24 protein-coding genes and 1 other RNA gene are annotated in these 23,715 nt (G+C 64.0%); 14 read left to right on the top strand and 11 right to left on the bottom strand.

Features of this window, described 5'->3' with window-relative positions; all coding sequences use genetic code 11:
* Position 1: 1 nt before the first annotated feature.
* The 7 genes from mddA to RAM60_RS08645 form a co-directional block, all read right to left on the bottom strand.
* Entirely contained in the window at positions 2 to 739 is a 738-nt protein-coding gene (gene mddA / locus RAM60_RS08615) for a methanethiol S-methyltransferase (RefSeq protein WP_369027114.1), read from the bottom strand.
* A gap of 116 nt (positions 740 to 855) precedes the next feature.
* A complete protein-coding gene (locus RAM60_RS08620; protein WP_369027113.1) occupies positions 856 to 1,272 on the bottom strand; it encodes a nuclear transport factor 2 family protein in 417 nt (138 codons plus the stop codon).
* Positions 1,273 to 1,357: 85 nt separating this feature from the next.
* On the bottom strand, positions 1,358 to 1,780 hold the full coding sequence (gene ndk / locus RAM60_RS08625) for a nucleoside-diphosphate kinase (protein WP_200980979.1): 423 nt from the start codon (positions 1,778 to 1,780) through the stop codon (positions 1,358 to 1,360).
* A gap of 100 nt (positions 1,781 to 1,880) precedes the next feature.
* Complete coding sequence (locus RAM60_RS08630; protein ID WP_369027112.1) at positions 1,881 to 2,375, bottom strand: hypothetical protein; 495 nt, start codon at positions 2,373 to 2,375, stop codon at positions 1,881 to 1,883.
* A 39-nt stretch (positions 2,376 to 2,414) separates the two neighbouring features.
* A complete protein-coding gene (locus RAM60_RS08635; RefSeq protein WP_369027111.1) occupies positions 2,415 to 2,855 on the bottom strand; it encodes a DNA polymerase III subunit chi in 441 nt (146 codons plus the stop codon).
* Positions 2,852 to 3,004, bottom strand: coding sequence for a DUF2256 domain-containing protein (locus RAM60_RS08640; protein ID WP_200980982.1), 153 nt, complete (start codon positions 3,002 to 3,004; stop codon positions 2,852 to 2,854). Before RAM60_RS08640 ends, RAM60_RS08635 begins: the two co-directional genes overlap by 4 nt.
* Before the next feature lie 19 nt (positions 3,005 to 3,023).
* Positions 3,024 to 4,484, bottom strand: coding sequence for a leucyl aminopeptidase (locus tag RAM60_RS08645; protein ID WP_369027110.1), 1,461 nt, complete (start codon positions 4,482 to 4,484; stop codon positions 3,024 to 3,026).
* Positions 4,485 to 4,584: 100 nt separating this feature from the next.
* Between RAM60_RS08645 and RAM60_RS08650 the strand changes: the two genes are divergently transcribed.
* The 4 genes from RAM60_RS08650 (at position 4,585) to rsmA (ending at position 10,239) form a co-directional block, all read left to right on the top strand.
* Complete coding sequence (locus tag RAM60_RS08650; RefSeq protein WP_369027109.1) at positions 4,585 to 6,921, top strand: LPS-assembly protein LptD; 2,337 nt, start codon at positions 4,585 to 4,587, stop codon at positions 6,919 to 6,921.
* 144 nt (positions 6,922 to 7,065) lie between these two features.
* The gene (locus tag RAM60_RS08655) at positions 7,066 to 8,412 is read left to right on the top strand and encodes a peptidylprolyl isomerase (RefSeq protein ID WP_369027108.1); all 1,347 of its coding nucleotides are present in this window, start codon (positions 7,066 to 7,068) and stop codon (positions 8,410 to 8,412) included.
* The gene (gene pdxA / locus RAM60_RS08660) at positions 8,409 to 9,422 is read left to right on the top strand and encodes a 4-hydroxythreonine-4-phosphate dehydrogenase PdxA (protein WP_510639596.1); all 1,014 of its coding nucleotides are present in this window, start codon (positions 8,409 to 8,411) and stop codon (positions 9,420 to 9,422) included. Before RAM60_RS08655 ends, pdxA begins: the two co-directional genes overlap by 4 nt.
* A complete protein-coding gene (gene rsmA / locus RAM60_RS08665; protein WP_369027106.1) occupies positions 9,415 to 10,239 on the top strand; it encodes a 16S rRNA (adenine(1518)-N(6)/adenine(1519)-N(6))-dimethyltransferase RsmA in 825 nt (274 codons plus the stop codon). The genes pdxA and rsmA overlap by 8 nt, the downstream gene beginning before the upstream one ends.
* A 13-nt stretch (positions 10,240 to 10,252) precedes the next feature.
* Here the strand turns inward: rsmA and RAM60_RS08670 are convergent, their stop codons facing one another.
* Complete coding sequence (locus RAM60_RS08670; RefSeq protein ID WP_510639598.1) at positions 10,253 to 11,143, bottom strand: hypothetical protein; 891 nt, start codon at positions 11,141 to 11,143, stop codon at positions 10,253 to 10,255.
* A 240-nt stretch (positions 11,144 to 11,383) separates the two neighbouring features.
* Here RAM60_RS08670 and RAM60_RS08675 point away from each other — a divergent pair, with 240 nt between their 5' ends.
* Complete coding sequence (locus RAM60_RS08675; RefSeq protein ID WP_369027104.1) at positions 11,384 to 13,441, top strand: amidohydrolase family protein; 2,058 nt, start codon at positions 11,384 to 11,386, stop codon at positions 13,439 to 13,441.
* 16 nt (positions 13,442 to 13,457) lie between these two features.
* Here the strand turns inward: RAM60_RS08675 and RAM60_RS08680 are convergent, their stop codons facing one another.
* The gene (locus tag RAM60_RS08680; protein WP_369027103.1) at positions 13,458 to 15,554 is read right to left on the bottom strand and encodes a malate synthase G; all 2,097 of its coding nucleotides are present in this window, start codon (positions 15,552 to 15,554) and stop codon (positions 13,458 to 13,460) included.
* A gap of 140 nt (positions 15,555 to 15,694) precedes the next feature.
* Between RAM60_RS08680 and RAM60_RS08685 the strand changes: the two genes are divergently transcribed.
* The 5 genes from RAM60_RS08685 to RAM60_RS08705 all read left to right on the top strand — a co-directional run bounded on the left by RAM60_RS08685 (position 15,695) and on the right by RAM60_RS08705 (position 19,971).
* Positions 15,695 to 16,903, top strand: a complete 1,209-nt coding sequence (locus tag RAM60_RS08685) for a hydrolase (RefSeq protein ID WP_369027102.1) — start codon at positions 15,695 to 15,697, stop codon at positions 16,901 to 16,903.
* The gene (gene astA / locus RAM60_RS08690) at positions 16,900 to 17,916 is read left to right on the top strand and encodes an arginine N-succinyltransferase (protein WP_369027101.1); all 1,017 of its coding nucleotides are present in this window, start codon (positions 16,900 to 16,902) and stop codon (positions 17,914 to 17,916) included. Before RAM60_RS08685 ends, astA begins: the two co-directional genes overlap by 4 nt.
* Positions 17,913 to 19,166 carry an N-succinylarginine dihydrolase gene (locus tag RAM60_RS08695; RefSeq protein ID WP_369027100.1) on the top strand — a complete coding sequence of 418 codons (1,254 nt, stop codon included), beginning with the start codon at positions 17,913 to 17,915 and terminating at the stop codon, positions 19,164 to 19,166. Before astA ends, RAM60_RS08695 begins: the two co-directional genes overlap by 4 nt.
* A gap of 145 nt (positions 19,167 to 19,311) precedes the next feature.
* Positions 19,312 to 19,560 (top strand): hypothetical protein, encoded by a 249-nt coding sequence (locus tag RAM60_RS08700; RefSeq protein ID WP_369027099.1) that lies wholly within the window; start codon positions 19,312 to 19,314, stop codon positions 19,558 to 19,560.
* 165 nt (positions 19,561 to 19,725) lie between these two features.
* Positions 19,726 to 19,971 (top strand): hypothetical protein, encoded by a 246-nt coding sequence (locus RAM60_RS08705; RefSeq protein WP_369027098.1) that lies wholly within the window; start codon positions 19,726 to 19,728, stop codon positions 19,969 to 19,971.
* A gap of 89 nt (positions 19,972 to 20,060) precedes the next feature.
* Here the strand turns inward: RAM60_RS08705 and ssrA are convergent.
* Positions 20,061 to 20,403: a transfer-messenger RNA gene (ssrA, locus tag RAM60_RS08710) on the bottom strand.
* A gap of 20 nt (positions 20,404 to 20,423) precedes the next feature.
* Positions 20,424 to 20,858 (bottom strand): large conductance mechanosensitive channel protein MscL, encoded by a 435-nt coding sequence (mscL, locus tag RAM60_RS08715; RefSeq protein ID WP_369027097.1) that lies wholly within the window; start codon positions 20,856 to 20,858, stop codon positions 20,424 to 20,426.
* Between the two features lie 152 nt (positions 20,859 to 21,010).
* Between mscL and RAM60_RS08720 the strand changes: the two genes are divergently transcribed.
* The 4 genes from RAM60_RS08720 to RAM60_RS08735 are packed head-to-tail and all read left to right on the top strand — an operon-like array spanning position 21,011 to position 23,713.
* The gene (locus RAM60_RS08720) at positions 21,011 to 21,691 is read left to right on the top strand and encodes a LemA family protein (RefSeq protein ID WP_369027096.1); all 681 of its coding nucleotides are present in this window, start codon (positions 21,011 to 21,013) and stop codon (positions 21,689 to 21,691) included.
* Positions 21,692 to 21,698: 7 nt separating this feature from the next.
* Positions 21,699 to 22,238, top strand: coding sequence for a TPM domain-containing protein (locus tag RAM60_RS08725; protein ID WP_510639602.1), 540 nt, complete (start codon positions 21,699 to 21,701; stop codon positions 22,236 to 22,238).
* Positions 22,235 to 23,038 carry a TPM domain-containing protein gene (locus tag RAM60_RS08730; RefSeq protein WP_369027094.1) on the top strand — a complete coding sequence of 268 codons (804 nt, stop codon included), beginning with the start codon at positions 22,235 to 22,237 and terminating at the stop codon, positions 23,036 to 23,038. The genes RAM60_RS08725 and RAM60_RS08730 overlap by 4 nt, the downstream gene beginning before the upstream one ends.
* Positions 23,039 to 23,713 carry a TPM domain-containing protein gene (locus RAM60_RS08735; RefSeq protein WP_369027093.1) on the top strand — a complete coding sequence of 225 codons (675 nt, stop codon included), beginning with the start codon at positions 23,039 to 23,041 and terminating at the stop codon, positions 23,711 to 23,713.
* The last annotated feature ends 2 nt before the right edge of the window (positions 23,714 to 23,715 follow it).

Consider the following 23,715-nt stretch of genomic DNA (forward strand, 5'->3'; position numbering starts at 1 on the left):
ATCAGGCCTTCTTGCCGATCCCGGGAATGAAGGCTCCGACCGTCCGGCGATAGGCAATGTAATCGTCGCCGAAAACATCGACGAGATCGCGCTCTTCGTGAGCGATGCCGATCAGGATGTAGATCGTCATCGCCACCGCAAACAGCAGGTGTCCGAAAGTCATGTCGGGCGTCGCCCAGAAGGCGATGAAGAACCCGGTGTAGAGCGGGTGCCGCACCATCTTGTAAAACAGGGGCGTGCGCATCCGCGGCGGGCTGGCATGCGTGCCCATCATGTTCTGCCACGCCTGCTGCAAGCCGAAGAGTTCGAAATGGTTGAGCAGCCAGGTCGAGATGAACAGCACGCCCCAGCCAAGGAAGAACAGGGCGAACATGATCATGCGCCCGGTCTCATTGGTGATCGACCACACCGTCCCGGCGATCGGGTGCCAGAAAGCGAATATCAGGACGAGTACGACCACCGTCGCAAGGCAATAAAGGCTGCGTTCCAGCGGGGCCGGGATGATCCTTGTCCATCCGGCCTTGAACCCGGGTCGTGCCATTACCGAATGCTGGATGCCGAACAAGGCGATCAGGGCAAGGTCGACCAACGCCGCCGTCGCCGGGCTTGCTGCGATGCCCTTGTTGACGTGTGTCGGCATGAACTCGAACCCGCCGACAAAGCCGATCAGATAGAGGAATGTGCCGAAGAATGCGAAATAGATGGCGATCGCCATCGCCATGATCAGGTACCGTCCCATGGTGTCCTCCCCTCAGAGGCGCGACCCAAGTTCTTGCGACCTGTTCGCAAACTCATACAGCAATCTGGGTGGGACGCAAAATCCGGCGGAATGCGCCGCTGACCGGCCGGGAATGTCTAGCGACGAATCATCCGGTCGTACTTGGTCACGCTCAACTGTGGTTCGGCCCGGGTGATCTCGATTTCGGCCATTTGCGACCCTTCGAACCGTATGCGCAAGAGCACCGGTCCATCGAGTTCAGGAAGCGCGCTTTCCAACTTGCCGGACACGAGCAACCAGTCGTCATGCTCGGTAATCTGGTCGAAACGGACCTGGGGTCTGTGAGTATCCTCACGGAAGCGTCGGTCGGCAGCGATGAATGCATCGGCGCCTTCGATACTCCGGTTCGCTGCATCACGGATCTTGATGTCGGGCGTTACCAGCGTACGCACGATGTCATAGTCGAGCGTGTTCAGCGCCGCAGCCAAGCGATGCACGGTCTGCGTGCGCTTGCGCTTGCCCGTCAGGCCCCCGAAGAATCCGCCAAACAGCATGACGGGCCGTGCTTACCACGAAGCCGGCCCGCCAAAACCTCAAATTTCTATCTGCTTGCGACGGAGTATTCCGTCGCAATCCAGGTCAGCCGACGATTTCTTCGGGCTTGAAGAAGAAGTCGATCTCGATCTTGGCGTTCTCTTCGCTGTCCGAACCGTGGACGGTGTTCTCGCCGATCGACAGGGCATAGGCCTTGCGGATGGTGCCCTCGGCGGCGTCGGCCGGGTTGGTTGCGCCCATGATGTCGCGGTTGCGGGTCACGGCGTCTTCACCTTCGAGAACCTGCACAACGACGGGCTCGCTCATCATGAAGTCGCACAGTTCGCCGAAGAAGGGACGCTCGCTGTGGACGGCGTAGAAGCCTTCGGCCTGTTCGCGGGTCATGTGGATGCGCTTCGATGCGACGACGCGCAGGCCGGCATCTTCCAGCATCTTCGTAACCGCACCGGTCAGGTTGCGGCGGGTGGCGTCGGGCTTGATGATCGAAAAGGTGCGGGTGACCGCCATGGGAAATGTCCTTGCAGGATTTGGGGGAATTGGATTGCGCGCGCCCCTAGCGCCGCGCGTGCGCGCGGGCAAGAGGCTAGAGGCCTCCGCCTTGCGTCGATCAATCCATGCCCTTGTTGAGGGTCAGCTGCACGGTGGTCTTGTCGCCGCTACGGCCGGCCATCAGCGAGAAGGCCAGCCCCGAGCGGCTTTTTCCCGCAATCGTGGTCGAATCAGCGGCTGTCACATCGACATTGACCTCGATGCCTGCAGCTTCGGCCTGCTTGCGATAGAAGCCGACAACCTGCGCAACCGGTTGCGCGCCCTCCATTGTCAGCAGGACGTAGCGCGCGTCGCCGCGCTCGACATGGGTGTTGTTGAGCACTGTGAAGCCGGGCGCGACGGAAAAGCCCGCAGGCAGGCTAACGGGAACCTGGGAACCGGACCGCATGGAGGTAATTGAACCGTCTTCCGCGCGGATGCGGGCGGTGGTTTCACCGCCGCTCATTTCGTAGGAGCCGACCTCGTTAGAGGTGGTTTCCGCGTCCGCCGCTTCCTTGTTACCCGGACTGCAGGCAGCCAGCAGCATAGGGCCGACCAGAAGCAGAAGACGCATTGTAGAAATTCTCCCCTGTATCGGGGACTTAGGTAGGAATTAGGCGCCTTCGCGCCAAGAACCGTTGGCATCCTGCTTGAATATTCGGTTGTCGACCGCCTCGTCTGCGGCAAAGCGGCGCCACAATTGCGCAGCAGCATCGCGTCCCTGCGGATCGAACAGCAACATGACCCGCGCAAAACCCGAAGCTTCCTCGCGCCAGGCGCCGTCGGCGATGATCGCCATGCGCGCTTCGTTGGGTGCGACACAGCTATCGGATAGCAGGATCGGCTGGCGTGCCTCGTGCGGCTCGCCGGCATCGCCATGGGCAAGGAAGGCGGAACCGCCCTGCTCCCACAGCGCCCTGGACACGGCCTCGCGCTGAGAACTGTCGCTGCTCACGACCACCAGCCGCTCACCCGCCTGCAACGCCTTGCGGGCAAGCTTGGCCACGGTCAGATCCACCGGATCGCGGCTGAGCTGGTAGAAGTCGACCCTCACGCAGGTACGCCCTTGTTCCGCCGACACCGTTCGGAGCAGTATTTCACCTCGTCCCAGTCCTTCGCCCACTTCTTGCGCCAGGCGAACTCGAGGCCGCAGGTGGCGCAGGTCTTGGTCGGCAGGTCCCCCTTGCGGCGCATTTTCGCCATCGGGGGACCTCCCTCGTCCTTACTTCTCGGCCGTGTCGGCGATCAGCCGGTCCATCAGGCGCACACCATAGCCGGTCGCGCCCTTGCCCCAGGTCTGCCCCGGCTTGTCCGACCAGACCATGCCCGCGATGTCGCAGTGCGCCCAGGCCGTATCGTCGGCGATGAAGCGCTGGAGGAACTGGGCTGCTGTGATCGAACCGGCGCCCTTGTCGCCGATGTTCTTCATGTCGGCGATCGGGCTGTCGATCAGCTTGTCGTAGGCCGGTCCAAGCGGCATCCGCCACAGCTTGTCACCCGTCGCGAGACCCGCTTCGGTCAGGTCCTTGGCCAGCTTGTCGTTGTTGGAGAACAGGCCGCCATGTTCATGGCCGAGCGCGATGATCATCGCGCCGGTCAGCGTGGCGAAATCGATGACGCGCGAGGGCTGGAACTCCTCCTGCGTCCAGTGCAGCGCATCGGCAAGGACCAGGCGCCCTTCGGCGTCGGTATTGAGGACCTCGATCGTCTGGCCCGACATGGACGTCACGACGTCGCCCGGACGCTGCGCCTTGCCGTCGGGCATGTTCTCGACGAGGCCCATCACGCCGACGACATTGGCCTTGGCCTTGCGCCCGACGATGGCGAGCATGGCACCGGCCACGGCACCTGCGCCGCCCATGTCCCACTTCATGTCCCACATGCCCGGCCCCGGCTTCAGGCTGATGCCGCCGGTATCGAAGGTGACGCCCTTGCCCACGAACGCGGTCGGCGCTTCACCCGGCTTTCCGCCGTTCCAGCGGATTGCGAGGATGCGCGATTCCTTCTCCGAGCCGAGGCCAACCCCGAGGAGCGAGCCCATCCCGAGCTGTTCCATCTGGTATTCGTCGAGCACGATCAGCTCCGCGCCCGTGCCTTCGAACCGCTTGCGGCAGCGTTCGACGAAGCTTTCGGGGTAGATGATGTTGGCGGGCTCGGTGACGAGTTCGCGAGTAAATTCCACACCGGCCGCGAGGTGGGACATTTCCGCCCAGGCTGCTTCGGCACCCTCGGGCGCATTGACCACGGTGACGGTGTCGAGCGTGACCTTCTGCTCGTCCTTCATCTTGGTGCGGTAGATGTCGTAACGCCAGTTGCGCAGGCGCAGCCCGAGGAGGACCGCCGCAGTATCGCCTGCCGAAAGGCCGCTGCCCGCAAGGTCGATCAGCAGCTCGCCGTAACCGCTGCACTGGTATTTGGCGGTCAGCGCCGCGCCGGCCTTTTCCAGATTCGCCTGACGGCCCTCGTCGCTCTTGTCGCCGGCGCCCGCCAGCGCGAGGTGGACGACATTGCCGTCACGTTCGACGAAGCCTTCGAAGAGCTGTCCTGCATTGCCCTTGAAGCGAGCTGCGGCGGCACCTTCGCTGATCGATTTTTCTATATCCGATGGCAGCTTGCCCTTGTCGACGACATGCGCAAGAAGGCGCGCCGATTGCGGACGGGTCTGGCTGAACTGGATGTGCATGGGTTCTCCCGAAGAATTTGCTGGTGGCGACGGACCGGCCTGCGGAACGCCCCGTAGGATGGCGATTGCGATTAGGCGTGGCCGATGCGATAGGCAAGGCATGGTCCCGCCCGCCGAGACAGCTTTCGAAGCCAGCCGGCTGGCGGCGCGTTCGCTCGCGCTGGCTTCGGCGCTCGCCATGGCCGCGCCGCTTGCCGCGCAGGACGCTGCCGACGATCTCGGCACGGTGGTCGATCCGCAGGGCCAGCCGGGCGACCAGCCTTCGTTGCAGGCACTATATCCCGAACTCGATCCGCCGCCCGCCACGACCGGGCCGGGCGTGGACGCAGAAGGCAATCGGCAGATCGCCTTCGAGGCGGATATCCTCTCCTACGATTCCGATGCGGACATCGTGACTGCAACCGGCAATGTCGTGCTGCGCAGCGAAGACCGCTCGCTTCGCGCGGATTCGGTCAGTTGGAGCAGGCGAACCGGTCTCATCCTTGCCGAAGGGCGGGTCCGTTTCGTCGACGAGAACGGCAACCAGCTTTTCACCGACCGCATCGAACTGACCGACGAATTCGAAGCGGGCGCGATGGACAACCTCCTTCTCGCCCTGCGCCAGGGCGGCCGCCTCGCCGCCAACAAGGGGATTCGCGAGAGCGACGGGACCGTGGCGCTCAGCCAGGCAGTCTATTCGGGCTGCGAGGTCGTGACGCCCGACGGGTGTCCCAAGGAGCCGAGCTGGCGGATCACCGCCGAAAGGGTGATCTACGATCCCGACCAGCAACGCATATCCTTCCGCGGCGCCTTCCTCGAGCTCTTCGGCATGCGCATCCTGCCTCTGCCCGGGCTGGCCGTGCGAACCGATGGCGGTGCTGTATCCGGCTTCCTCGTTCCCGACCTGCGCTTTTCCGAAAGCAACGGCGTCGAAGTCAGCGGCAGCTATTACCTCCGCCTCGGCAACAACAAGGACCTGACACTCAACGCGCATGTCTATAGCGAGGCGCCGCCGATGGTCGGGGCGCAGTGGCGTCACCTGACCGACAAGGGCGCCTACCAGATTTCCGGCTACGCGACCTATAGCGAGCGTGTCGGCATCGCCAGCACCACGCCGACCCAGTCCAAGGACTTCCGCGGCTACCTGTTCACCAACGGCAAGTTCCAGTTCTCCCCGTCATGGAGCCTGACGAGCTCGATCCGCGTGGCCAGCGACCGGACCTTCCTGCGCCGTTACGACATCAGTCGCGACGACCGCCTGCGTTCGATGTTCAATGCCGAGCGGATTGTCGACAACAGCTATTTCTCGCTGTCCGGCTGGGCAACGCAGACGCTGCGCCTCAACCAGCCGCAGGGCGAGGTGCCCGTTGCCCTGCCCGTCATCGACTTCCGTTACCGCCTCGACGAGCCGGTTCTCGGTGGCAAGGTCGAATTGCAGGCGAATACGCTCGCCATCGCGCGCAGCACGGGACAGGACACGCAGCGTGCCTTTGCCAAGGCGCAGTGGGACCTCAGCCGCGTCACCGGACTTGGCCAGGTGGTGACCCTGACCGGCCTCGTGCGCGGCGACGTCTACCATTCCGACGAGAACTACCTGACCGACACCGCGTCCTATCGCGGCAATCCGGGCTGGCAGACGCGTGGTGTCGCGCTCGCTGCAGTCGACGTCCAATGGCCCTTCGTCGGGCAGGCGTTCGGTGGCGAGCAGGTGTTCACTCCGCGCGTGCAGCTGGTCGCGACCCCGCCGATCCGCAACCTCGCCATTCCCAACGAGGATGCCCGCGCGATCGACCTCGAGGATTCGAACCTCTTCGCGCTCAACCGTTTTCCCGGGTACGACCGGGTCGAGGACGGGGCGCGGATCACCTATGGCTTCGACTGGCAGCTGCGCATTCCCGATTGGGAACTGAAGACGACGCTGGGCCAGTCCTATCGCTTCGACACCGATCGCGACATCCTGCCCGATGGGACGGGACTATCTGAGCAGGTTTCGGACTTCGTCGGTCGCACCGAAGTGCGTTATCGCGACTTCGTGAAGCTCACCCACCGCTTCCGGCTCGACAAGGACAATTTCGCGGTCCGCCGTAACGAGGTCGACGCGACGGTCGGCACCAGCCGCACTTACGTCGAACTCGGCTACCTGCGCCTCAACCGCGACATTACCCAGGTCGAGGATTTGCAGGACCGCGAGGAATTGCGCGGGGCTGTGCGCGTCGCCTTCGCCAACTACTGGTCGCTGTTCGGTTCGGGCGTGTTCAACCTGACCGATCGCGAGGAGGACCCGACACTGCAGTCCGACGGCTTCGAACCGATCCGCACCCGCCTCGGCATTGCCTATGCCGACGATTGTCTCGAAATGGGCCTGACCTGGCGGCGCGACTACGTGAACTCGGGCGATGCCCGGCGCGGCAACACCTTCCAGCTATATTTCAGTTTGCGAAATCTGGGATTTCGCTAAGGCGCAACCGTTGGCAGCCCAGCGCAAACACGCTATCCGCCGCCACGCCGAAATTATGGGGCAATCAGCTTTGGTTAAGCCGCGCAGCGGCACAGGCCTGGCTCAATCCGGATACGCTGGCCGTATCGCAACTGGGTATCACACGTGAGCGCACACTCGATTTCCAAGTTCCTCTCGTTCGCAGCGGCGACCAGTCTGGCGCTGTCGCCCATCGCCGGCGCAGCCCAGGAAGCGGCTGGCGCTGACGCCCCGCTGAACCTTCCGGCAAATGTCAGCGTGCTCGGAAATGCCAATCCCAACGTCCGCAAGGCGACCGCGGTTGTGAACGGCTACGTGATCACCGGTACCGACGTCGACCAGCGCACCGCGCTCCTCGTGGCGGCCAACCGGCAGGGCATTCCCGACGAGGAACTCGAGCGCGTCAAGATGCAGGTGCTGCGTAACCTGATCGACGAAACGCTGCAGATCCAGGCTGCGCAGGCGCAGGAAATGGACATCCCGCAGGCCGAAATCGACCAGACCTATGCCCGCGTCGCTGCGCAGAATTTCGAACAGCGCCCGCAGGCGATGGACGAATACCTGCGCTCGATCGGGTCCTCGCCCGCTTCGCTCAAGCGCCAGATCCAGGGCGAACTCGCCTGGCAGCGCCTGCTGCGTCGCAATGTCGCGCCCTTCGTCAACGTATCGACCGACGAGGTGAACGAACTCATCCAGCGGCTCGAAGCCAGCCGCGGTACCGACGAGTATCGTCTCGGCGAAATCTATCTTTCGGCGACCCCTGAAAACGCGGGGCAGGTCAAGGCCAATGCCGAGAAGATCGTCGAACAGCTGCGCCAGGGCGGCAGCTTCGTTGCCTATGCCCGCCAGTTCTCCGAAGCGTCGACCGCGGCGGTCGGCGGCGACCTCGGCTGGATCCAGCTCGGACAGCTCAAGAATGCAACTCTTGAAGCGGTGGCCGCAGAAATGAGCCCCGGCCAGCTGGTTGGTCCGATCGAGATTCCCGGCGGCTACTGGATCGGTGTCCTCATCGACAAGCGTCAGGTCCTGATGGCCGACCCGCGCGACGCGATGCTTTCGCTCAAGCAGATCCAGCTGTCTTTCGAACCGGGCATGTCCGGCGCGGATCGCAACAGCAAACTCCAGACCTTCCTTCAGGGTATCGGCCAGGTTCGCGGTTGTGGTGATGCGGAAAACGCCGCCGGCGCACTTGGTGCAACGGTAGTGACCAACGACCAGATCGCGGTCCGCGCGCTGCCCGAACAGCTCCAGCAGATCATGCTGCAGATGCAGGTCGGCCAGCTTTCGCCGCCGTTCGGCTCGATCGACGACAGCGTCCGCGTGCTCATGCTCTGCGGTCGCGACGATCCCAAGTCGGCGGCGGGTCCGGACTTCGACACGCTGATGGGCCAGCTCGAGGACGAGCGTATCCAGAAGCGCGCCCAGCGTTACCTGCGCGACCTGCGCAACGACGCTTACATCGAGTACAATTGACGCAGGCCGTGGCTCCCCTCGCCGTATCCATCGGTGATCCGGCGGGGATCGGGCCCGAGATCATCGCCGCAAGCTGGGCGCGACGCACCGAAAAGAGCCTCGCGCCCTTCTTCGTCGTCGGCGGGGCGGGATTGCTCGAAGCTGCGGCAGGCTCCCGCAAGCTCGATTGCCCGGTTGTGCGGATCGACGAGCCGGACGAGGCGAGCGAAGCCTTCGCACGCGGCATACCGGTCATGGGCGTCGACGATTGCGAGTACATGCCCGGCCTCCCCGACGAGCAAGGCGCGGCACTGGCGTTGTCGTCGCTCGCGGAAGCCACGCGCATGGCTTTGCTCGGCAAGGCCGGCGGCATCGTTACCGCGCCGGTGGCAAAATCACAGCTGGCCAAGGTCGGCTTCGAATTTCCCGGCCAGACCGAATTCCTCGCCTTCGCCTGCGGCTTGCCGGCCGATGACGGGGTGATGATGCTGGCTGGGCCGAGCCTCAAGGCAGTGCCCCTCACCGTGCACTGCGCGCTGGCCGACGTGCCCGGCTCCCTCACTACTTCCATGATCTACGCCAAGGCCCGCATCGTTGCCGATGCGCTGCGCCGCGATTTCGGCATCCCCGCGCCACGCATCGCGATCTGCGGCCTCAATCCGCACGCCGGCGAAGGTGGCAAGTTCGGCACCGAGGAACGCGAGATCATCGAACCCGCCATAGCGCAGCTGCGCGACGAGGGCTTCGCGGTGACAGGCCCCCACCCTGCCGACGCGATCTTCACGCCGCGAGGCCGCGCGACCTACGACGTGGCGCTGGCGATGTATCACGACCAGGCGCTCGTGCCCCTCAAGGCGCTCGATTTCGACGAGGGCGTCAACGTGACGCTGGGACTGCCCATCGTTCGGACCAGCCCCGACCACGGCACCGCTTTCGACATCGCGGGCAGGAACATCGCCGATCCCGGCGCGATGATTGCGGCCCTGAAGATGGCGGGCGAGATTGCCGCACGACGGGCCGCGCATGGCTGATCTCCCTCCCTTGCGCGAAGTGATTGCGCGCCACGGGCTCTCTGCGTCCAAGGCGCTCGGCCAGAACTTCCTTTTCGACGAGCAATTGCTCGACCGTATCGCCGCAATCCCCGGCGACCTTGCCGGCAGTCAGGTGCTCGAGGTCGGACCCGGTCCGGGCGGCCTGACCCGCGCCCTTCTCCGAGCCGGAGCGCGCGTGACCGCGATCGAGATGGACCGGCGCTGCCTTCCCGCGCTGGCCGAACTGGGCGAGGCCTTTCCCGGCCAGCTGCGCGTGATCGAGGGCGACGCCCTGAAACTTGACCATGGCGAGCTGATGGGCGGCGAGCCCTTCGCCGTCCTCTCCAACCTGCCCTACAATGTCGGCACCGCGCTGTTCGTGCGGTGGCTTGGGGGCGAGGAATGGCCGCCGCTGTGGACCAGCCTGACGCTGATGTTCCAGCAGGAGGTCGCGCAGCGCATCGTCGCCACACCCGACACCTCCGCCTATGGCCGTCTTGCCGTCCACGCGCAGTGGCGTTCGAAGGCGAAGATGGCGATGAAGGTCCACCGCAGCGCCTTCACCCCGCCGCCCAAGGTCATGAGCGCCATCGTCCATGTCGAGCCGGACGCCATGCCCGATGGCGTCAGCGCCCGCGTGCTCGAACGCCTGACCGAGGCCGCCTTCGGCCAGCGTCGCAAAATGCTGCGCCAGAGCCTCAAGGGCGTACCCGGCGCAGTCGAGGCTGCCGAGGCGCTGGGCATCGACCCCCAGCGCCGCGCCGAAACCGTAAGCGTGGCGGAGTTCGTCGAGCTTGCGCGCACGCTGTCGCGCTGAGCCGGCCAGCGGATCATTTCTTGGCTACGAAGGCCCCCCTCGCCTCGTAGGTCTTGCCGTCGGCCTTCGAGGTATATTCGAACCTCACCCCGCCTATCAGTTCTTGTCCGGCCGGTCCGGTAAACCGTCCTGCCACCGGATAATTCAGGCTGGTGGAACTTGCAGGGTCTGGCTGGTGGAACAACGAGGCCCCGGCGCTCCAGACAAGGTCAACAGGAGTGACGGAATTCGGATCGGCGTCACCGGATGGCGAAGGGACCAAGGTCAGCCTCCCCGTATTTGCCGATGCGTCGAAGACGAGCTCTACAGTGCCATCGAACATGTCCGGCACAGGGGTTCCTTCATAAACCACCTGACGAGAGCTTTCGACTTCGAACCTGCCCTCGTAGATCGCACTGCCGCTCGTAAGTCCAGGCCCCGGCATGCCGACAGCTGTCGTTCCGAGTGCGACGGACGGAGATGATCCGAAACTCCAGGTTATGAGGTTGGAATAGAGATAACGCAGATCAGGATCCGAATATCCGCCCGACACCCTGAGATTGAGGCTCAGATAGCCCCCGACGATGAACACCACCCAGGGGTTGCCGGCCTGGGGTGCGTAGTTAGGGCTACGCTGGACGATCTCGAAGGAAGTCGAAGCAGGATTGGTGACGTGGTAGGTCCCCGTCGGTGCGTCGAACGCAAGCTGCAGGCCACCATCGGTGAAATATTGTCCCGCGTCGGCGAACAGCATCGACTCTGTCGCATTGTAAATGATCTTGTCCGTAGCTCCCACCGGTGTCGGGGTCGGGGTGGGAGTTGGGGTGGGAGTTGGTGTAGAACTGGTCCCACCCCCACCCGAAGTCGGCGCACCATCGTCACCCCCGCATGAAGCGAGCAGGCAGGTGGCCAGGATGCTTGCCAAGATACTTGAACCCTTTGACATCACGCTTCTCCTCGTTTGACCGAGAAGGTGAATGCCCATGGCTCCCGCGACCATGATGGAGGCACGACGGATTGCCGATGGTTTCCCAATCGGCGTCAGGAGAGGCCCGATCACGGGCTTGCCCGCGACTAATGCGAGGTAGCATGTAGCTTAAGTAATTGCGGAGGCTGCATTGCAGTGCCACTCCCTCGGCGGTCCTATTGGGAGGGAGTCGAGTCCATGCGCAAATTCCTTGCGGCATCGCTGCTTGCGTTCACCGTTACCACCAGCCTTTCGACTGCCGCACTGGCAGAGCCTGCCAAGAAGGAAGACCTGATGGTCGCGCCCGATGGCGCGCGCCACTTCACGATTACCTCGAGTGGCGGCAAGCATGGTGACATCTGGGCCTGGGAAACGGCGGAGGGTGCGACCGCTTATCGCATGTCGATGAACCTGCGCGGCTGGATTACTGAAACGGACCAGACCATCGTCAACGGGCCCGACGGAACACCGGTCAAGATCGACATTCGCGGTTTCACCGATACCGGTGATGCGAGCGAAACCTTCTTTGTCGATGCGGATGGCATCGCGCATTGGAAGAGCTCGGTGGACGAGGGCCACGCGCACATCGAGGGCAAGCGCTACTCATCCTACGGCGGTCCATGGCTCGCGGGGGAGCAGGACCTTGCCGCGCTGCTTGCGGCAGGGAGCAATGGTATCGACCTTCTTCCGTCGGGTCATGCCGTCGCAAGGGTCAGCGACGAGGCGCAGGTCGAGGGTCCGAACGGGACCGAGACGGTCAAGCTTGCCTTTGTCACCGGCTACGGCTTTTCGCCCTCGCCCTTCTGGATCAGGGCGGATGGCTCTTTCTTCGGTTTCGCCGGAGGCATGTCGCTGCTGCCTGCGGGATACGAGGCCAATGCACTCAAGCTCAAGGACATCTCCGACAAGGCGACCGCCGCAATGGTCAAGGAGGTCGCCAACAGCTTCCTGACCCCGGCCAACAAGACGCCGACCCTGGTCGACAACGTCACCGTGTTCGATTCGCTCGCGGGCACTTACCTCACCGGTCGTTCCGTGCTGATCGCCGACGGCAAGATCGCCAAGGTCGGCGCCGCGGGAACGGTCAAGGCCTCCAAGCTTGCGACCGTCATCGACGGCAAGGGCAAGACGCTGGTCCCGGGCCTGTGGGATGCGCATCGCCACACCGGCGGCGACGACTGGAACCTGTTGCAGAACGTCGCGACGGGAATGACCAACTATCGTAGCCCCGGCTCGGAGATCGACGAGACGATCAGCCTGGTGACGCGCCGCGCCGCGGGTGAATTGCTCGCACCCGAAGGCGAAACCTCGATCATCGTCGACCGCAAGGATCCGCTTGCTGCGCAGGGCTCGATCACGGTGTCATCCCTCGACGAAGCGATCGCGGCCGTTCACAAGATCAAGGATGCGGGAATGTGGGGGGTGAAGTTCTACACTTCGATGACGCCTGCCTGGATCGCACCGGCTGCGGCAGAGGCACACAAGCTCGGCCTCCACGTCCACGGCCATATCCCTGCCGGGATGCGGCCGCTCGAGGCGGTTCGCGCAGGCTATGACGAGGTCACGCACATCAACTTCATCATGATGCAGGCCATGCCGCAGGAGGTGGTCGACAAGTCGAACACTGCCGCGCGGCTCGAGGGTCCCGCCAAGTATGGCAAGGACGTCGACCTCTCTTCGCCCGAGATGATGGAATTCTACAAGGAGCTCGGCGAGCGCGGGACCTATATCGACCCGACGCTAACCGTGTGGGAGCCCCTGATGACCTCCGACGGGTCCGAACTTGCGCCCGAATACGCGCCCTTCGCCAAGGTCGCCCCTCCGGGCGTTGCGCGTAGCTGGAAGATTTCCGGATATCCGCTGTTCGACGGCCTCACGCGCGATGACTTCCGCAAGAGTTTCGACAAGATGGTCCAGCTCGTCGGGAAGCTGCACAAGGCGGGTGCACCGATCGTCGCCGGGACCGATGGCTGGGGCCTCGAACTCGTGCGCGAACTCGAACTGTACGAGGACGCCGGCCTGACCAACGCCGAGGCCCTGCAGACCGCTACGATCATCCCTGCCCGCCTGACCGGCATGGACAAGGATTTCGGCTCGGTGACCGAAGGCAAGGTCGCCAACCTCGTCCTCGTCGATGGCGACGTGTCGCAGGACATCGGCAAGCTGCGCAAGGTGGAGACCGTCTTCCTCGACGGCTACCGCCTCTCGGGCGACGCGCTGCGCAAGGCCAGCGGACTGTCGGGAATGCCCGAATAACGCCGGTCGGCGGGGGTCAGCCCCCCGCCTTCTTGCGCCTCCGCCAGGCGTGGAGCAGCGGTTCGGTGTAGCCGCTCGGCTGCTCGACACCCTTGAAGATAAGGTCCTTCGCCGCGCTGAAGGCGGCGCCGTCCTCGTTCGCCAGCAGCGGCTCGTAGAACGGGTCGCCCGCGTTCTGCCCGTCCACCTTGGCGGCCATGCGGCGCAGCGATTCCATCACCTGCTCCTCGGAAATCACCCCGTGGAGCAGCCAGTTGGCGATGTGCTGGCTGGAAATGCGCAGCGTCGCACGGTCTTCCATCAGTCCGACGTCGTTGATGTCGGGCACCTTTGAGCAGCCGACGCCCTGGTCGATCCAGCGCACCACGTAGCCGAGCAGGCCCTGGCAATTGTTGTCGAGTTCCTCGCGGATTTCCTCCGCCGACCAGTTCACGCCGTCGGCCAGCGGGATCGAGAGCAACTTGTCGAGCGGAGGGATGTCGCCGAGGCCCTGCTGGATCGCGAACACGTCCTCGCGGTGATAGTGAATCGCGTGGAGCGTAGCGGCGGTGGGTGACGGAACCCAGGCGGTGTTGGCGCCTGCGCGCAGGTGGCCGATCTTCTCGACCATCATCTGGCCCATCAGATCGGGTGCGGCCCACATGCCCTTGCCGATCTGCGCCTTGCCCGAAAGGCCGTGCTTGAGGCCGATGCCGACATTGCGCTTCTCATATGCGGTGAGCCAAGTGCTGGTCTTCATCGCGCCCTTGCGCAGCATCGGACCGGCCCGCATCGAGGTGTGGATCTCGTCGCCCGTGCGGTCGAGGAAACCGGTGTTGATGAAGACGATGCGGTCCTTCACCGCATGGATGCAGGCGGCAAGGTTGGCCGAAGTGCGGCGCTCCTCGTCCATCACGCCGACCTTGATCGTGTGGCGCGGCAGGCCGAGCAGGTCCTCCACCGCGTCGAACAGGTCGTTGGTGAAACCGCACTCTTCCGGCCCGTGCATCTTGGGCTTCACGATGTAGATCGAACCGCGGCGCGAATTGCCGAACTTGCCGAGGCCCGCAACGTCGTGCGCGCCGATTGCGCTGGTGATAACCGCGTCAAGGATGCCTTCGGGGATTTCCCTGAGATCCCAGCGCATCGCCGGATTGGTCATCAGGTGTCCCACATTGCGGACGAACATCAGGCTGCGGCCGGGCAGGCTGTGCGCGCTGCCGTCGGGCGCGGTGTAGTCCTTGTCGCCGGCCAGCGTGCGGGTCAGCGTCCGTCCGCCCTTCTCGAAGCTTTCCGACAGGTCGCCGCGAATGACGCCGAGCCAGTTCGAATAGGCGAGCAGCTTGTCCTCGGCATCGACAGCTGCGACGGAATCCTCGCAGTCCGCGATGGTCGTCAGCGCGGCTTCGAGGACGATATCGGAGATGCCCGCCCTGTCGGTCTTGCCGATCGGGCTTTCGCGGTCGAACTGGACCTCGATGTGAAGGCCGTTCTGGCGGAACAGCAGGCCCTTCGCAGTCTTGCCGACATACTGGCTCTCGTCCTTGAGCTTGCCGTCGTGCTCGTCGGCGATGTCGGCCCAGCTCTGGCCGACCAGCGGCAACGCCTCGTCGAGGAACTTGCGGCCCGCAGCGATCACCGCCGCGCCGCGCTCCTCGTCATAGCCGCCGGGCCGCGCGGGCGGTGCGTCGAGCGCATCGGTGCCATAGAAGGCATCGTAGAGGCTGCCCCAGCGCGCGTTGGCGGCATTCAAAAGGAAGCGCGCGTTGAGGATCGGCACCACCAGCTGCGGCCCCGCCATGGTCGCGATCTCCGCATCGACGTTCTGCGTGCCGATGGTGAAATCGCCCGGCTCGGGCACGAGGTAGCCGATCTCGCGCAGGAAGGCTTGGTACTCGCCCTGGTCGATTGGCTGGCCCTTGCGCGCAACGTGCCATGCATCGATCTGCGCCTGGAGGTCATCGCGCCTGGCCAGCAGCGCGGCATTGCGCGGGGCAAACTCGCCCAGCAGAGCGGCGAATCCCTGCCAGAAGGCATCGACGTCGCGCCCCAGCGGCCCAAGCACTTCGGTTTCGATGAAGGCAGCCAGCTGCGGATCGGTCTCGATACCGGCGCGCGTCACATATTCGGTCATGGAACTCCTCGTTGGGTAAGCGAATGGCAATGTCGGTCCCGGGGAGGAGGCATCCCCATACCAAGCATCCACCGCTTTGCAACCTCGCCAAATGGCCGAGGGGTGGACTCGGGCGCGGCGAAGCGTAGAGACCGTTGCCGATGAAACCGGATAGCGCCCCGCAAGCCCTGCTCGACGCCGTGGACGGCGATGCCATGCTGCGCGAAGTGCAGGAGTGGGCGGCAATCAACACCGGCACCGCCAACATCGCCGGGCTCGACACGATGGCCGGCGTGCTGGCCGATGCCTTCTCCGCCCTGCCCGGCGCGGTCGAGCTGGTCGACCCCGCACCCGTCACCGCGATTTCGGCGGACGGCCACGAGTTCGAGAAGCCCCATGGCCGCCACATGGTCCTGCGGGTACGCCCCCAGGCAGAGCGACGCTTCGTTTTGACCGGGCACATGGACACGGTTTTCCCCGTCGACCACCCTTTCCAGCAGGTCGGCTGGCTTGACGACGACACGCTCAACGGCCCCGGCACTGCGGACATGAAGGGCGGGCTCGACGTCATCTTGCACGCATTGAAGCTGTTCGAGACGGTCGAGGGTTCGGACCGCGTCGGCTATGATGTGATGATCAATTCGGACGAGGAAACCGGCAGCCTCGCCAGCCGCGGCCTCATCGAGGAGCTCGCGCGCGGGAAATATGCCGCGCTGACCTACGAACCCTCCGCCCTGCCCGACGGGACGCTGGCCCACGCGCGCGGCGGCACGGGCAATTACTCGATCACCATCCACGGCCGCTCGGCACACGCTGGACGCAACCCGCACGAGGGGCGCAATGCCGTGGTCGCCGCATCCGACCTCGTCCTGCGGATCGCTGCGCTGGCCACCGACGACATCACCGTGAACCCGGCCAAGATCGAGGGCGGCTCGGCAAACAATGTCGTGCCCGACCTTGCCGTGCTGCGCTTCAACATCCGTCCCAAGTCGACCGAGGCGATGAACCGCTTCGACGCGCAGCTCGATGCCGTCCTTGCCGCGATCAAGGCGCAGCACGAGGTCGGCGTCCATCGCCACGGCGGCGTCACCCGCCCGCCCAAGCCGGTCGATGAAAAGGCGCAGCGCCTGTTCGATCTTGTCCGCGATTGCGGCGCAGCACTGGGCCAGACCATCGGCTGGATTCCCAGCGGCGGTGTCTGCGACGGCAACAACATCGCCGCCTGCGGCGTGCCCGTGGTCGACACCATGGGTGTGCGCGGCGGTGCGATCCATTCACCCGACGAGTTCATGATCGTCCCTTCGCTGAGGGAGCGCGCGGCGCTGTCCGCCCTCGTCCTCACGAGGCTTTCCACCGGAGACCATTTGTGACCTTCCGCCTTCGTGCCGCCAATACGGGCGACCTCGAACACCTTTACGAAATGGCCAAGCTGACCGGTGGCGGCTTCACCAACCTGCCCGCCGACCGCGCCGCACTCGCACGCAAGCTGGAACGGGCCGCGGCCGCTTTCGGACGCGACGACGATACCATCGGCGACGACCAGTTCGTCCTCATCCTGGAAGATAGCGAGACCGGCGAGGTGCGCGGCACCTGCCAGCTGATGAGCATGGTCGGCCAGCAGTGGCCGTTCTATTCCTATCGCCTCAACACGTTGACCCAGCACAGCCAGGAACTCGACCGCACCGTGCGCGCCGAACTGCTGAGCCTCGTCACCGATCTCGAAGGTTCGTCCGAAGTCGGCGGGCTGTTCCTCCACCCCGCAGCCCGCGCAGGCGGTCTCGGCCTGCTGCTCGCGCGCAGCCGTTACCTCTTCGTCGCGATGCACCGGAAGCGCTTTGCCGACCGTATCCTCGCCGAACTGCGCGGCGTGATCGACGACCGCGGCGGATCGCCCTTCTGGGACGGTGTCGCGGGCCGTTTCTTCGGCATGGGCTTTCAGGAAGCCGATTATTTCAACGCGATCAACGGCAACCAGTTCATCGCCGACTTGATGCCCAAGCACCCGGTCTATGTCGCCATGCTCAACAGCGAGGCACGCAAGGTCATCGGCGTGCCGCATCCGACCGGACGTGCGGCGATGCGGATGCTCGAGAACGAGGGCTTTGCTGCCGAAGGCTATGTCGACATTTTCGACGGCGGTCCGACCATGACTGCACGCACCGACCAGGTGAAAAGCATCCGCGAGGCAGTGGCGGCGAAGCTTGTGTCGACCGATCTCGAAAGCGGCGAGAAGGCCCTCATCGCCACCGGGCATCTCGACAAGTTCCGCTGCGCCTATGGCCTGCGCGAAATGCGCGATGACGGAACGGTCGCGATCGACGCCAATTGCGCCAGGGCTCTTGGCGTCGGCGAAGGCGACGAAGTCTGGAGCGTGGCGCGATGAGCAAGCTCGTCGAGATCAATTTCGACGGCATCGTCGGCCCGTCGCACAATTACGCGGGCCTCAGCCTCGGCAATATCGCCAGCGCGAGCCACAAGGGAGACCCCAGCTATCCGCGCGCAGCGGCGCTGCAGGGCGTCGCCAAGATGCGCGGCAATATGGAGCGCGGGTTGGCGCAGGGCTACCTGCTTCCCTTGCCGCGTCCAAACTACGGCTTGCTGCGCGAACTCGCAGTCGATCCGCAAAACGACCGCGCCCTGCTCGCGGCCGCATGGTCGGCCAGCTCGATGTGGACCGCCAATGCGGCGACTGTCAGCCCCGCCCCCGATACGGTGGACGGGCGCTGCCACCTGACCCCTGCGAACCTCGTCACCATGATCCACCGCGCGCAGGAATGGCGCGACACGCAGGCGCAGCTGAAGATCGCCTTTGGCGATGAGCGCCACTTCGCAGTCCATGACGCGATCCCGCCGACCTTCGGTGACGAAGGCGCGGCCAACCACATGCGCTTTTGTGAAGGCCACGGATCGAAGGGCGTCGAAGTCTTCGTCTATGGCCGCCCCGGTGGGCGCTTTCCCGCTCGCCAGCACGAGCAGGCCAGTCGTGCGGTCGCGCGCCTCCACGGCCTCGACCCGGCGGCCTGCGTCTTCATCGAGCAGAACCCCGAGGCGATCGAGGCCGGCGCGTTCCACAATGACGTGGTCTCCGTCGCCAACGAGCGCGTGCTGTTCACCCACGAGCGCGCCTTTGCCGACCGGCAGGGTGCCTATGACGCGATCCGCGCCGCCTTCCCCGCGCTCGAAGTGGTCGAAGTGCCCGACAGCGCAGTCAGCCTCGCCGATGCGATCAAGTCCTATCTCTTCAACGCGCAGCTGCTCACCCTGCCCTCTGGCGAGATGGCCTTGGTTGTGCCGAGCGAGTGCCAGGACAACACCGCCGTATGGGGCTGGTGCGAGAGCATGATCGCCTCGAACGGCCCGATCCGCCAGGTCATTCCGGTCGATGTGCGCCAGTCGATGGCCAATGGCGGCGGTCCCGCCTGCCTGCGCCTGCGCGTGGTCGCCGATCCCGCCACGGTCGATGGCCGCTTCATGCTCGACGAGGCGCGCGCGGATCGCATCGAATCGGTGATCGCAGAGATGTGGCCCGAACAGATCGACCCGTCCGATATCGGCAGCCAAGCCCTTGCAAAGACAGTGATTGAAGCGCGCGAGGCGTTGCTTTCTGTCCTGTCCTTGGACGAACTTGCCTAATTCCGAGACGGCGTGGTTAACACGCTGGACACCATTCGTCGGGCGGTCTTACACTTCTCCTTGCGTTAACCACCGGACCCCGCAGCACATCGTTGATGGCACGGGATTTGCAGTCCGAAAGGTTAAACAAGGAGACCGCAGGAACGTGTGGAAGAAGGTCAAAAGGCTGTTCGTGATCAAGACGCGCTTCGAAGCGTATCTGATCATCTACGCCCTGGCCTTGGGCGCCATGACCCGCGGTGCGCATTACACCACGCAGTATCCGGGGTTCGGCGGCTACCTGCTGTTCGCAGCCACAGCCGGTGCAGTGTTCCTCGGCGGCGCAAAGATCCTCGACGCGATCCGGTACGAGCAGGAAGCGGCGAAGGCGGTGGAAGAGTCTTCCGATAGCTAGTGGTCGATGGCGACCTGATTGCGGACAAGAGCCGTTGGCGTGATATAGTGAGACGTGTCCCAGCCACCTTCTCTCGATGAACAGATCCGTAGGAACTTCTCGGAGGTCCAATCATCTGCCGAATTCAGAGGCGACCAACTGTGGCTGACTTTCTACCTTGATGGTATGCCTGAGAAGCTGCGCCAGCTTGCCGAAGCCCTGGACGCTCGCGGATGGGTGAACACGGACGGATGGGACTGCGGAATTCTCTATGCCAAGGTGCATATTGAGAAATCTGCCGAGGCGATCGTGCGGACTGCAGAGGCTACACAGGAGCTATGCGCCCGCTACGACACCGAAATCTCCCTCATCGACGCGGACACGTCATGGGATGTGGAGTGTTCGCGTTTCGTGACACTCTATCGCATTTAGCGTGCGTCCGCTTTCCACCCCTCCTATGCCGTCCGAAGAGCGTGAAAAGTAAGGTGAGGGTTTCTGTTGCTAGCTACCCTCGGAGCCCCGGAATCCGCTTCTGTTGCCCGGTGGGTCCAACCGCGCTTTAGCTTTGTAAGATCAGGGCGTTAGCCCGTCAGATTACGCTGCGAGAGCGAGTGCTTCGTTATCGTTGGCACTTGTGTGTTGTGAGCCTTATGCGGGTTACTCAGCCCGGGCAAAAACACCGTCTTTCAGCACACGTCGATCCTGGTTCGGCCCCGTCAAAAACCGCCAATTACAGCGGGTTATGGTGGAGCCGCCGGGTACTGCCCCCGGGTCCGTTGTACCTATTACACGGCGCAGTTTATCGCCATAGCCGGCCGAAACCGGCACCGCCTATATAGCGATGCCGGTCTTAATGTGAAGTGAGCGGCCGTTGGCGGCGCGCGTCAGGCGCGCTTTTTCAGCTCGTCGCGGATTTCGGCGAGCAGTTCGACCTCGGTCGGACCTGCCGGAGCCTCGGGTTCCTTGTGGCTGAATTCCGCAGTCACCTTCTTGGTGTAGCGGACCAGCAGGAAGATGATGAAGGCGAGGATGATGAAGTTGATCACCGCGGTCAGGAAAGCACCGTAACCGATCATCGCCGCGCCAGCTTCCTTGAGCGCCGCATAGTCGGTCATCGAACCTTCGTATCCGGCCGGGGCCGAGAGGAGCACGAAGTAGTTCGAGAAATCGGCCCCGCCGAAAATCGCTCCGACGACTGGCATGATCACTTCGTCGGTTAGCGATGTCACGATGGTGCCGAATGCGGCACCGATGATCACGGCAACCGCCAATTCCATGACGTTGCCCTTCGCGATAAATTCCTTGAATTCTTTTAGCACCCTACGTCCCCTTTAACCCTTGCGACCCGCGCACTTCCTGACACGACCACCGGTTTTCGACAAGTTCGGGTTAAGCTTGAAGTGCACGATAGGCGTGCTATCTTGATAAGACAGTCACTCTCTCCCCAGGCGTAATTGAAGGACACTCTCCCATGACCCGCTTCGCCGCATTCCGCGCAACGATCGTCGCTGCCGCAGCCCTTGCGCTGTCGGCCTGCGGCATCAATTCGGTCCCTCGTGACGAAGAAGCTGCCAAGGCCAAGTGGGCCGATGTCGAGGCCGCGTTCCAGGAACGCGCCAACCTCATCCCCAACCTTGAGCAGATCGTCCTCTCCTCGGCCGAGCAGGAGCGCGCGACGCTCAACGACGTGATTTCGGCCCGTGCCGCCGCCACCCGCCCCGAGATCAAGCTCGACGGCGCGGACCTTAACGATCCGGCCAAGATGGCGCAGTACCAGCAGGCCCAGAATACCCTCGGCGGTGCGCTGTCGCGCCTGCTCGTCTCGGTCGAGCGCTATCCTGAACTCAAGAGCCAGGAGAACTTCGGCCGCTTCATGACCCAGATCGAAGGTCAGGAGAACCGCATCCGCGTGGCCATCCGCGACTACAACGAGGCGGTGCGCAAGTATAACACCACCATCCGTACCTTCCCGGATACGATCGGCGCGAACATCATTCACGGCGCCAAGCCGATGGTGCCCTACGAAGCCGTAAGCGAAGGCGCGGAAGTCGCTCCCAAGCTCGACATGCGCGCCAGCGGCGCTCCTGCAGCACCTGCCGCCGGAGCCAACGACAACAGTGCGACCGAGGCCCCCGCCGCAGTCGCCAACTGAGCGGCGCGTGTTGCGCTTCTGCCTGGCCTTGCTGGGAGTCCTGACGATGGGATGCAGCCAGCCCGAACCCGAACCGACCTTCCCCTACTTCAGCGAGGAAGGCGGTCGGGTGCGTGACATGGCGAATGTCCTCTCGCCGTCAACCGAGGCTGCACTGACAGCGCAACTCGATCGGGCAGAGCAGCAGTTCGGGCAGCAGGTCGGCGTAGTGACCGTAGCTTCGCTCGAGGGGTATCCAATTGAGGATTTCTCGTTGGAGTATGCTCGAGCATGGAAACTGGGCGACGCAAAGCGGAATGATGGATTGCAGATTCTGATCGCCCTGAACGAACGAAAGATACGGATCGAGGTCGGCAAGGGCATCGAGCGCACTTTCACCGACATCTACTGCAAGGAGGTGATCGACATGATGACCCCCTATTTCCGGGACGGAGATTTCGATGCTGGGGTGACCGTCGGTGTCGCAGAACTGGTCCGCCATATGGAACAGTATCCATCGCTTCCGGCGAACGACAACAGGCCCGCATCGCAGGAGAAGGCGGCATGAGGAAGCTTATCCTCACCCTCCTTGCCCTCCTGTTCGCGGCCCCTCTGGCTGCGCAGAACTTCCCCGAACTCAACAATTCGCCGGTCGTAGATCAAGCGGACGTGCTGAAGCCTGAAGAGGAGGCACAACTGGAGCAGAAGCTGCTGGACTACGCAGCAAGAAGCGGTGGTCGGCAATTCGTTGTGGTGACCATCGACAGTCTCGAGGGCTACGATATAGCTGACTACAGCTATCAGCTAGGCCGTCACTGGGGGATCGGCAGCGCTGAGAAAAACGATGGCACGCTGCTTGTCGTCGCTCCCAACGACAAGAAAATGCGCGTCGAGGTCGGCTATGGGCTGGAGGGGATCATCCCCGACGGCCTCGCCTTCGAATATATCGAGGGCATGAAGCCCTACTTCCGCGACGGAGACTTTTCAGGGGGCATTGCCTGGGGCGCGGACCAGATCATCACCCAGCTCGAACTGCCGCCCGAAGAGGCCGTCAAGGTCGCGCAGGAGCGCGTCGATGCGCGGCAAAGCGAAGGCGGCGTGCCCGTCGGTGCGATCATCTGGTTCATCTTCATTCTCGTCTTCTTCATCCTGCCGTCGTTCGGTCGCGGCCGGCGCAGGCGCTATCGCAGCGGCCTCGGCGGGGCGGTCGGCGACATCATCCTGTGGGAGGCCGGAAAGGCCATCGCCCGCGGAATAACCGATTCCGACGACTGGGGCGGAGGCGGTGGCTGGGGCGGCGGAGGCGGTGGCGGCTTCTCCGGCGGCGGCGGAAGTTTTGGGGGCGGCGGCGCCTCGGGGGGCTGGTAAATGGGCTATCTGACCGAGGCCGAACACGACATCGTGTCCAAGGCCGTCGCCGAGGCGGAACTGCACACCAGCGGCGAAATCGTCACCGTCCTGGCCGACCGCTCGGATGGCTACACCGACGTCGCCCTGTGGTGGGCGATCGCCGTGGCCTTCACCGCGATGAGCGTATTTGCGTATTTTCCGAGTTTCTACCTGCCGAAGCTCGACTGGCTCATGGGCGGGTGGACCCACGACTGGACGCCCGGCCAGCTGATGACGATCATCATCGGCATCGGCCTGCTCAAGTTCTTCGGCACGCTGGCGATCCAGCTGTGGCAGCCATTGAAGTTCCTGCTCGTCCCCGGCCCGGTGAAGAAGGCCCGCGTGCGCGATGCAGCGATCAAGCACTTCAAGGTCGGTGCGGAGCGGCGCACGCATGGCCGCACCGGTGTGCTCGTCTACCTCTCCATGCGCGAGCACCGGGCGGAAATCGTCGCCGACGAACCCATCGCGCTCAAGGTCCCGGCCGAGGTCTGGGGTGAGGCCATGGCCGACATGCTGTCCGAGATTCGACAGGGCCACCTGGCGGAAGGGCTCGCCGCCGGCATCCGCGATGTCGGCAAGGTCCTCGCCCAGGAATTCCCGCGTCACGAGGATGATGTGAACGAACTTCCCGACCGGCTGATCGAGGTCTGATC

The sequence above is a fragment of the Qipengyuania sp. RANM35 genome, from assembly GCF_041021145.2.
Taxonomy (GTDB): Bacteria; Pseudomonadota; Alphaproteobacteria; order Sphingomonadales; family Sphingomonadaceae; genus Qipengyuania; species Qipengyuania soli.